At 70.0% G+C, this 9,101-nt stretch carries 8 protein-coding genes; 5 read left to right on the top strand and 3 right to left on the bottom strand.

The window, feature by feature from the left end:
• The first annotated feature begins 128 nt into the window (after positions 1–128).
• A complete protein-coding gene (locus tag LCL87_RS17855; protein ID WP_225022007.1) occupies positions 129–1,103 on the top strand; it encodes a class I SAM-dependent methyltransferase in 975 nt (324 codons plus the stop codon).
• Positions 1,104–1,120: 17 nt separating this feature from the next.
• The gene (locus LCL87_RS17850; protein ID WP_225022005.1) at positions 1,121–2,278 is read left to right on the top strand and encodes a THUMP-like domain-containing protein; all 1,158 of its coding nucleotides are present in this window, start codon (positions 1,121–1,123) and stop codon (positions 2,276–2,278) included.
• 3 nt (positions 2,279–2,281) lie between these two features.
• On the opposite strand, the gene LCL87_RS17845 is transcribed toward LCL87_RS17850, so the two are convergent.
• Entirely contained in the window at positions 2,282–3,589 is a 1,308-nt protein-coding gene (locus LCL87_RS17845) for an outer membrane protein assembly factor BamB (protein WP_225022003.1), read from the bottom strand.
• Between the two features lie 127 nt (positions 3,590–3,716).
• On the opposite strand from LCL87_RS17845, the gene ald reads away from it, so the two are divergent.
• The 3 genes from ald to LCL87_RS17830 all read left to right on the top strand — a co-directional run bounded on the left by ald (position 3,717) and on the right by LCL87_RS17830 (position 6,277).
• Positions 3,717–4,841, top strand: a complete 1,125-nt coding sequence (ald, locus tag LCL87_RS17840) for an alanine dehydrogenase (RefSeq protein WP_225022001.1) — start codon at positions 3,717–3,719, stop codon at positions 4,839–4,841.
• A gap of 149 nt (positions 4,842–4,990) precedes the next feature.
• A complete protein-coding gene (locus tag LCL87_RS17835; RefSeq protein ID WP_225021993.1) occupies positions 4,991–5,419 on the top strand; it encodes a hypothetical protein in 429 nt (142 codons plus the stop codon).
• A gap of 54 nt (positions 5,420–5,473) precedes the next feature.
• Positions 5,474–6,277 (top strand): acyltransferase, encoded by an 804-nt coding sequence (locus LCL87_RS17830; RefSeq protein ID WP_225021991.1) that lies wholly within the window; start codon positions 5,474–5,476, stop codon positions 6,275–6,277.
• A gap of 23 nt (positions 6,278–6,300) precedes the next feature.
• On the opposite strand, the gene LCL87_RS17825 is transcribed toward LCL87_RS17830, so the two are convergent.
• Both LCL87_RS17825 and LCL87_RS17820 read right to left on the bottom strand, forming a co-directional pair.
• Positions 6,301–7,545 carry a glycosyltransferase family 4 protein gene (locus tag LCL87_RS17825; protein WP_225021989.1) on the bottom strand — a complete coding sequence of 415 codons (1,245 nt, stop codon included), beginning with the start codon at positions 7,543–7,545 and terminating at the stop codon, positions 6,301–6,303.
• Complete coding sequence (locus LCL87_RS17820; RefSeq protein WP_225022048.1) at positions 7,545–9,083, bottom strand: glycoside hydrolase family 57 protein; 1,539 nt, start codon at positions 9,081–9,083, stop codon at positions 7,545–7,547. Before LCL87_RS17820 ends, LCL87_RS17825 begins: the two co-directional genes overlap by 1 nt.
• Positions 9,084–9,101: the final 18 nt, after the last annotated feature.

Here is a 9,101-nt window from a genome sequence, read left to right as displayed (position 1 = left end):
CCTCTCGCGTTTTGCGCACTTGTCGTGGTCCCCGGGCCCGGGGAACGACGACAAGTGCGCAAAACGCGGAGGGAAGTATCGCAAAACTAGAACTTGTTCATTCCTTACCATTCGGTAGGATTCTCGGCATGACTGCAAGCCCGACAGACCCCGTGCCCAACCCGCACGCCACGGCCGAAGAGGTCGAGGCAGCGCTGCAGGACACGAAGCTCGCCCAGGTCCTGTACCACGACTGGGAAGCGGAGACCTACGACGACAAGTGGTCTATCTCGTACGACGAGCGCTGCATCGACTACGCGCGCGGTCGTTTCGACGCCGTCGCCGGCGATCAGCCGCTGCCGTACGAGCGGGCGCTCGAACTGGGCTGCGGCACCGGCTTCTTCCTGCTCAACCTCATGCAGGGCGGTGTCGCGAAGACCGGTTCGGTCACCGACCTGTCGCCGGGCATGGTGAAGGTCGCGATGCGCAACGCCGAGCACCTCGGCCTGCCGGTCGACGGCCGTGTCGCCGACGCCGAGACGATCCCGTACGAGGACAACACCTTCGACCTCGTCGTCGGACACGCGGTGCTGCACCACATCCCGGATGTCGAGCAGTCGCTGCGCGAGGTACTGCGCGTGCTCAAGCCGGGCGGGCGATTCGTTTTCGCCGGCGAGCCCAGCACGATCGGCAACGTCTACGCTCGCTGGCTCGGACGCGCGACGTGGGCTGCGACCACCAACGTCACCAAGTTGCCGTTCCTGTCCGACTGGCGTCGTCCGCAGGCCGAGCTCGACGAGTCGTCGCGCGCCGCCGCACTCGAGGCCGTCGTCGACCTGCACACCTTCGACCCCACCGACCTCGAGAACATCGCGAAGTCGGCCGGTGCCGTCGAGGTCAAGGCCAAGACGGAGGAGTTCGCCGCGGCACTGCTCGGCTGGCCGGTCCGCACCTTCGAGGCCGCCGTGCCGCCGGAGAAGCTGGGCTGGGGCTGGGCCAAGTTCGCGTTCGGCGGCTTCAAGACGCTGAGCTGGGTGGACGACAAGGTGCTCCAGCACGTCGTCCCGCGCAACTTCTTCTACAACGTGATGATCACCGGCGTGAAGCCGGGCACCACCGACTGAGCTGAGTCGAACGAGCTTTGGGATACGACTTCACGATCGACGACGTCGACTACCTGCGCAGCGCCGAAGGCATTGCGGCGCTGGCACAGACGGCGGAGTCGGAACTGTCCACGCGGACGCGCCTGGCCGACATCGGCCGGGCGCGTACGCGTTTCGGTGACCGCGCGGGACTGCTGATCGAGACCGTCCTGCTGCGGCGCAAGGCCGAGGCCAAACTGTCGGGCGCCGAGTCCTGGTTGTTCACGGACGACGCGCTGCAGCAGGCCACCCCGCTTGTGGTCGCACGCCACCGCGGCCAGCGGCTGTCCGGACGCCGCGTCCACGACGTCACGTGCTCCGTCGGGGCCGAACTGTCGGCGCTGGTGCCGGTGGCGGACACCGTGATCGGCAGTGACCTCGACCCGGTGCGGCTGGCGATGGCGTCGCACAACGTCCCCGGTGCGACGCTGGTCCGTGCCGACGCGCTGCGACCCTGCACGCGCGACACCGTCGTCATCGCCGATCCGGCGCGACGGAGCGGTGGCAAACGCACCCACGACCCGGCGGCGCTGATGCCTCCGCTGCCGGATCTGCTCGACGTCTACGCGGGCCGCGACCTCGCGGTGAAGTGCGCGCCGGGTCTCGACTTCGACCGGCTGGACTGGGACGGCGAGGTGGAGATCGTCTCGCTCGACGGCGGTGTGCGCGAGGCCTGCCTGTGGTCGCCGGGCCTGTCCGGGGCGGGCGTGCGGCGGCGGGCGAGTGTGCTCCGGTCGGACGGGACGTCCTGGGAGCTCACCGACGCCGAGTCCGACGACATTCCCGACCGTGAGCCGGGGGAGTGGATCATCGACCCGGACGGCGCCGTCGTGCGGGCCGGTCTGGTGCGCCACTATGCGGCAAGGCACGGGCTGTGGCAGCTCGATCCGCGGATCGCGTACCTCACTGGCGACAGCGTGCCGGACGGGGTGCGGGGGTTCCGGGTGCTGGCGCGGCTCAAGTACACGGAGAAGGCGTTGCGCCAGGAGTTGGCGGCCCGCGACTGTGGTTCGGCCGAGATCCTGGTCCGCGGACTCGACATCGACCCGGCCGTGCTGCGGCCGCGGCTGAAGCTGCGCGGAACCACGCCGATGTCGGTGGTGCTCACCAGGATCGGGCGCACGCCCGTCGCGTTCGTGTGCGCCGCGCGGGACTGACTGCTACCGCAGGACGAACAGTTCGCCGATCAGCGTCGGGGTGAGCACCTCGCCGTCGGGGCCGACGGAGGTGCCGGCTGTCGATCCGGACGCCCCGGGCAGGACGTCCTGGTCGAGTGTCTCGCCGGTCGCGGCGTCGAACGTGAGGAGCGCGAGGCCGCTCGCATCGTCCCGGACGACGGTGTAGGCGGTGGAACCGGACGTCTGGGCGGTCGCGCCCCGCTGCACGACGTCGGCGCGTTCCCACAGCATCTCGGCGTGGTCGCCGCGGTCGCGCAGCGCCAGGAGGCGTCCGTCCTCGGCGCCTGCAGGAATGATCACCCCGCGGTCGGAGACGGACGGGCCACCGTGCGCCGCGTAGCCGAGGTCGTACTTCCACTTGACGCTGCCGGACTCGGCGTCGACCGCCCACAGGTGGCCGACGTTGTCTCCGGCGTACACGGTCTTTCCGTCCCGCGACAGAACCGGGCCCGACGCGCTACCGCCGGCGAGCGTGCTCGTCGACCAGTCCTCGGTGATCCGAGGCCGCTCGCCGCCGTCGTACCGGAGGGCGACCAGGTCGGCCTGCGGAGCTCCGGGACGCCAGAACGTGACGAGGATGCGCCCGTTCCCGAGGTCGATCGCGGGGGAGGTCGCGACGGGGCACAGCGGCCCGCCCGCGAAGCAGTCGCCGATGCCCAGATCGTTCGGCAGGGGGTCGATGTTCGCGCCCTGCGTGTACGACGCCGGCGGGATGAGGGCGTACGGCGCCGCGACGGTGCGGCCGGTGTGCGGGTCGAGCACGTTGACCTGCCCGAGTTGCGTCACGACCAGCAGGTTCCCGTCCCCGGTGAACTGCGCCGAGAGCGGGGTGCCGGTGACCGGTGTCTGCCAGCGCAATTGGCCGCGCTCGTCGAACGAGAGCATCGCGCCGTCCTCGCCTACGTACACGTTGGTGGCGCGGTCCACCACCGGCGTCGACAGGGCCGAACCGGCGCCGACGCGGGTGCACCAGCGCTTGCGACCGGTGTCGCTGTGGAACGAGAAGAGGTTGCAGCCCGCGTCGGTGCGGGCGGTGAGGAAGATCTGCCCGTTGGCGGCGACGGAGGCGTTCGTGGTCGTCGGGCCGCCGAGCGGTCGCGACCACTGGAAGTCGAGGGAGCGCGACCCGGTCTCGGGGCTGGTGTCGCTGTTGCGGGCGTCGGAGTGCATGCCCGGCCAGCCGCCCGCGCCGAAGACGTCCTCGGTGCCGGAATCTCCGCCGCACCCTGCGAGCAGGAGGGCCGAGATCGTCGTCAGCGCCGCCGCCGACGACCAGAGGGCACGCCGCATCACATCTCCTCGAATCGGAATCCGTCCGGAGCGAGACTATCCCGGCCCCGATCGGCCGTCGGCCAACCGCCCCACGCCGAATCGTGGGACCCTCGAAGGACGGATCCGTTCCGGCGGAGGAGACATCATGAGAATTGGTGTGCCCAAGGAGATCAAGAGCGGTGAACTGCGGGTGGCGCTGACCCCGCTGGCCGTCACCGAGTTGCGCGCGCGGGGTCACGACGTCCTGGTCGAGCGCGGTGCCGGGATCGGATCGTCGATGCCCGACGGCGAGTTCGTCGCGGCGGGTGCCCGCATTCTCGACCGGGCTGAGGACGTGTGGGCCGAGGCCGACATGGTCGTGAAGGTGAAGGAGCCGCTGTCGCCGGAATTCGGGCTGATGCGACGCGGGCAGGTCCTGTTCACGTATCTCCACCTCGCGGCCTCGCTGGAGTGCACCGAGGCGCTGCTGTCGAGCGGGGTGACCGCGATCGCGTACGAAACGGTGGAGCGGGCCGACGGGTCGCTGCCGCTGCTCGCACCGATGAGCGAGGTCGCCGGCCGTCTCGCCACCCAGGTGGGCGCACATGCGTTGCAGGCCACGGCCGGTGGCTCGGGCCGGGGGATCCTGCTCGGTGGGGTGCCGGGGGTACCGCCGGGGCGGGTGGTCGTGATCGGGGCGGGCAGTGCAGGCACGCACGCGACGGCCGTCGCGGTCGGCATGGGGGCGCGGGTGACGGTGCTCGACAAGGACGTCGAACGGTTGCGAGCACTGCACGCCCGCTTCGGATCTCGTATCTCGACGGCCGTCTCCACGCGGACCGAACTCGAGCAGACGCTGACCGATGCGGATCTGGTGATCGGTGCGGTGCTGCTGCACGGCGCGCGGGCGCCGCGCCTCGTCACGTCCGACCAGGTCGCGCGGATGCTCCCGGGCAGCGTGCTCGTCGACATCGCGATCGATCAGGGCGGCTGCTTCGAGGATTCCCGACCGACCACCCACGACGACCCGACATTTGTGGTTCACGATTCAATTTTCTATGCGGTTCCCAATATGCCGAGCATTGTTCCCCATACGTCCACCCGGGCTTTGGTAAACGTGACGCTTCCCTTTGTCGCCGCGGTCGCGGAAAAGGGGTGGCGGGCGGCGATGCGAGCCGACAGTGCTCTGTCTGCAGGGTTGAACACCTGGTCGGGGCAGGTGACGCATCCGCCGGTCGCGGCGGCACATGCCCTCCCGTGCGTGTCCGTGGAAAGTGCCCTGAACGGTTGAAATGCCCGATAGCGGTAAACGTCATGCATGCAATTCGATCGGGCGATGATCGTTGCAGATCGTTTATCGAATTCGGTCGCGACACGCGGTGGGGAATTGTGTCTAATGGATTCATGCAGCCGGGAACGCGGACAGAATCCGAAGTCGACGTGCAGCAATCCGTCATCGAGTGTGATCCGCCGACATCCGCGCCGGTCGAGGAGGACGCCGGCCCCCGGCCCGATTGCGTTGTCGCAGAGAGTGGTTCCGATCCGGGCGGCGAGCTGCCCGGCGGTGGCACGACCGGTTGCGGACCCGACGACTTTCTCCTGGGCACGCCCGTGGCGGGGTGCGCAGTCACCGGTGGCCTCGTGGTGGGGGTCGCCGCGGCGGTCGGAATCGTGATGGTCTCGGTGGTGGCCATGCTGATCACCGCGCTGGTCGGCACCCTCATCGCGTACGTCGTCGCGCACGACGACGAGTGGGTGCGGGCGTTGCGCCGTCGGCGCGCCCGTCGGCAGCAGGTGCTCGTGGCACCCGGTTGGACCCGGCACACCTGGGGCGCCGGCCACGGCGTGAGTCGGCACGCCGCGACCTGACACCCGCGGGGCACGTGACCGGGCGCACAGTCGCGGTCCGTAGGCTTACGTGTCATGACGAGCATGTGGGGCGCACCGTTGCGCTCGAGGTGGCGCGGATCTCGACGTCGGGACAGTGACCAGGCCCGATTCCTGACGGTGGCCTCGCTGAAATGGGTCATCGCGAACAAGGCGTACACACCGTGGTACCTGGTCCGGTACTACCGCCTGGCGAAGTTCAAGCTCGCCAACCCGCACATCATCACCCGCGGCATGGTCTTCCTCGGCAAGAACGTCGAGATCCATTCCACTCCCGGCCTGTCCCGCATGGAGATCGGCAAGTGGGTCCACATCGGTGACGGCAACGCGCTGCGCTGCCACGAGGGTTCGCTCCGGATCGGCGACAAGGTCGTCTTCGGTAAGGACAACGTCGTCAACACCTACATCGACATCGAGATCGGCGCGTCCACTCTCGTTGCCGACTGGTGCTACATCTGCGACTTCGATCACCGCATGGACGACGTCAACGTGCCGATCAAGGATCAGGGCATCGTGAAGGGACCGGTCCGGATCGGTCCCGACACCTGGATCGCCGCCAAGGTGACCGTGCTGCGCAACACCCGAGTGGGCCGGGGCTGCGTGCTCGGTGCCCACGCGGTCGTCAAGGGCGAGATCCCCGATTTCAGCATCGCCGTGGGATCGCCGGCCAAGGCCGTCAAGAACCGCCGGGCCGACTGGGAGGCCGGCGCAGCGGATCGTGCGAAGTACATCGCCGCCCTCGAGGACATCGCCCGCAAGAAGATCGCCGCGAACGGCACGAACGGCGCGAACGGCACGGACGCCGCCCCCGCGGTGAACGGGAACGGCGCCCAGGCGTAGTCGTCGATCGGACGGGCCGCCCGCTACCGACCGGGTAGCGGGCGCTCCGGAATCTCCGGACGGGCCAGCGGGTGCCGCACTCGGCGCTTCGCGGCGGCGTACACCTGCACGGTCTCCTCGGCCACCTTGTGCCAGTCGAAGTCCGCGGTGAGGCGTTCCCGTGCGGCCGCGGCGCGCTGCTGTGCGGCCGCCGGATCGTCGAGCACCTCGCGCGCGGCGGAGGTGAGTCCGTCGACGTCGCCCGGCTCGAACGACAGACCCGTGACGCCGTCCACGACGGCCTCGCCGAGACCGCCCGCGGTCGAGGCGATCAACGGGGTGCCCGCCGCGGCGGCCTCGAGCGCGATGATGCCGAACGGCTCGTATCGGCTGGGCAGCACGATCGCGTCGGCGCCGTGCAGCCAGCCCAGCAGTTCCTCGTGGTCGAGGTTGCCGAGGAAGGTCACCGAACGCGCGACCCGGTGCGTGCGGGCCTGCTGCTGCAGCCACTCGAACTGCGTGCCCTCGCCGGCGACGGCCAGCGTCGTGCCGGGATGGCTGCGCCGGATCTTCGGCAGTGCGGCGATCGCGTCCTGCACGCCCTTCTCGTATTCGAGGCGTCCCACGTACAGCAGGGTCGCCGGACCGGAGCGCGGCGCGCGCGGGCGGAAGTTCCAGGTCGTGACGTCGATGCCGTTGCGGATCACCGTGATCGGCGGCAGTTCCGGGCCGTACAGCTCGGTGACCTCGTCCTGCATCGACGCCGAGCACGTGATGATCGAGTCGGACTCGTTGGCCAGCCACCACTCCACCGAGTGGACCTGACGGTTGATCCGCCCCGAGATCCAGCCGCTGTGCCGGCCGGCCTCCGACGCGTGCAGCGTCGAGACGAGCGGGACGTCGTAGAACTCGGCCAGCGCGATCGCGGGGTGCGCCACCAGCCAGTCGTGGGCGTGCACGACGTCGGGCTGCCAGCCCTCGCCGATGCCCTCCTTCGACAGCGCCACGCCGGCACGGACCATCGCGTGTCCCATCGCGAGCGTCCACGCCAGCATGTCCTCGCCGAAGATGAAGTGCGGCGGGTCCTCGGCGACCGCGACCACGAGCACGCCGTCGGCGATCTCGGTGACCGTCGGATGCGTCGACGGGTCGGTGCCCGACGGCCGCCGCGACAACACGACCACCTCGTGGCCGGCCGCGGCGAGTTCCGTGGCCAGATGGTGGACGTGCCGTCCCAGCCCGCCGACGACGACCGGCGGGTACTCCCACGACACGATGAGGATCTTCATCACACGCTCCCAGCGAATGCGGCTGTATCGGTCCGGCGACCGGGCAGGCGCCGCGCGTCGAGTGCGGGGAAGAGGCCGTCGGCGGCGTTCCATCCGTCCGCGAGACGTCGTGCAAGATCGTCGCGGCCGGACGCGACGGCGTCGGCGATCTCCCGCAGCGCGTGGGCGTGCTTGTGGGCTCGATCGCGGGCGTATCCCGCCGCCGAATCCTTGCTGACCATGAAGGCCCAGTCGCTGGAGACCGCCATCAGCGTCTCACGCAACATCTGGTCGTGGACCCGATTGCGAAGTTCCGGTCTGCCCGGATTTGCGTCGCGGGACTTGTCGATCGTGTCCAGCGCGGTCTGCACGACCTCCGCGTTGAGCTGGACCAGGTCCTGCACCTGGTCGCCGGCCCACACCCGCCAGTCCTTGCCGGACCCCCACGACGAGTCCTGCAGTTCCACCGGTTCGCCGACGTAGCCTGCGGCGCGGGCGTCGGCGAGGGTGCCGACGCGGATGCCGGCCTCGGGGAGTGCGCGCAGCACCTTCTCGAGCCACTGCGGGCCCTCGTACCACCAGTGTCCGAACAGTTCGGTGTCGAACGCGGCGACGACGAGGGCGCCCTTGCCGATCCGCTCGGACTCGCTGCGCAGCCGTCGGCGCACGGTCTCGACGAAGTCGTCGACGTGCTTGTCGAGCGCGGCTGCCGCCAATTCGGGGTCGTACGGCGCCTTCTTCTCCGACGGCACCGAGCGACCCGTGACCCGGGAAGGCTTGAGTCCCGTGTCGTGGTCGTAGGTGTGGAAGTCGCGGTAGGCCGCGTGACCGGGGTAGCCGGTCTTGGGCGACCACACGCGGTAGCTCACCTCGAGGTCGCGGCCGAACGCGACGACGTCGGAGTCCCACACCGGCCGCCCGGCGGACGTGTCGCCGCGCAGCGCGGGTCCGTCGACCATGAAGTGCGAGACGCCCGCGGCGGCGTAGCCACGTTCCATGCCCGGCGTGTAGCCGCACTCGGGCGCCCAGATTCCGGCAGGGGTGTGGCCCCAGCGGGCGCGCGCATCGGCGAGGCCCTCGGTGAGCGAGAACGCGCGCAGCCGCTCGTCGAGCAGCGGCTGGAACGGGTGCGCGAGCGGCCCACCGAGCAGTTCGATCGCCTCGGCGTCGATCAACTCGCGCAGGACGGCGGAACCGCCGTGGCGCCAACGTGTTTCGAAGTCCTCCAGCGCGGCCGCGGAGGCGCGGTGCTCGCGCGCGCCGAGTTCCTTGTGCGACGCCGACGGCATCCCAGCGGCCTCGTGGGCGCGGATCTGCCAGTTGCCGAGCCAGTGGTGCATGCCGTCGAGGCAGTGCGGGTCGTCGAGCTGGGCCGCGAGCACCGGCGTGATGCCGAGCGTCAGCATCCGCGAGTGTCCCTCGGCGGCGAGGCGGCGCAGCACGGCCGTCACCGGCAGGTAGGTGGCCGCCCACGACTGGTACAGCCACTCCTCGCCGACCGGCCAGCGGCCGTGGTTGGCGAGCCACGGCAGGTGCGAGTGCAGGACCAGGCAGAACATGCCCGGTTCGCGTGGTGT

The sequence above is a fragment of the Prescottella equi genome (genome assembly GCF_020171745.1).
GTDB classification, from domain to species: Bacteria; Actinomycetota; Actinomycetes; order Mycobacteriales; family Mycobacteriaceae; genus Prescottella; species Prescottella equi_A.
This window is presented reverse-complemented; position numbering and strand designations above follow the sequence as displayed.

What these genes read in the sequence shown, in the direction of transcription:
- LCL87_RS17855 (WP_225022007.1), top strand. Translation starts at nt 129, where the DNA reads ATGACTGCAAGCCCGACAGACCCCGTGCCCAACCCGCACGCCACGGCC.
- LCL87_RS17845 (WP_225022003.1), bottom strand. Translation starts at nt 3,589, where the DNA reads ATGCGGCGTGCCCTCTGGTCGTCGGCGGCGGCGCTGACGACGATCTCG.
- ald (WP_225022001.1), top strand. Translation starts at nt 3,717, where the DNA reads ATGAGAATTGGTGTGCCCAAGGAGATCAAGAGCGGTGAACTGCGGGTG.
- LCL87_RS17830 (WP_225021991.1), top strand. Translation starts at nt 5,474, where the DNA reads ATGACGAGCATGTGGGGCGCACCGTTGCGCTCGAGGTGGCGCGGATCT.
- LCL87_RS17825 (WP_225021989.1), bottom strand. Translation starts at nt 7,545, where the DNA reads ATGAAGATCCTCATCGTGTCGTGGGAGTACCCGCCGGTCGTCGTCGGC.
- LCL87_RS17820 (WP_225022048.1), bottom strand. Translation starts at nt 9,083, where the DNA reads ATGTTCTGCCTGGTCCTGCACTCGCACCTGCCGTGGCTCGCCAACCAC.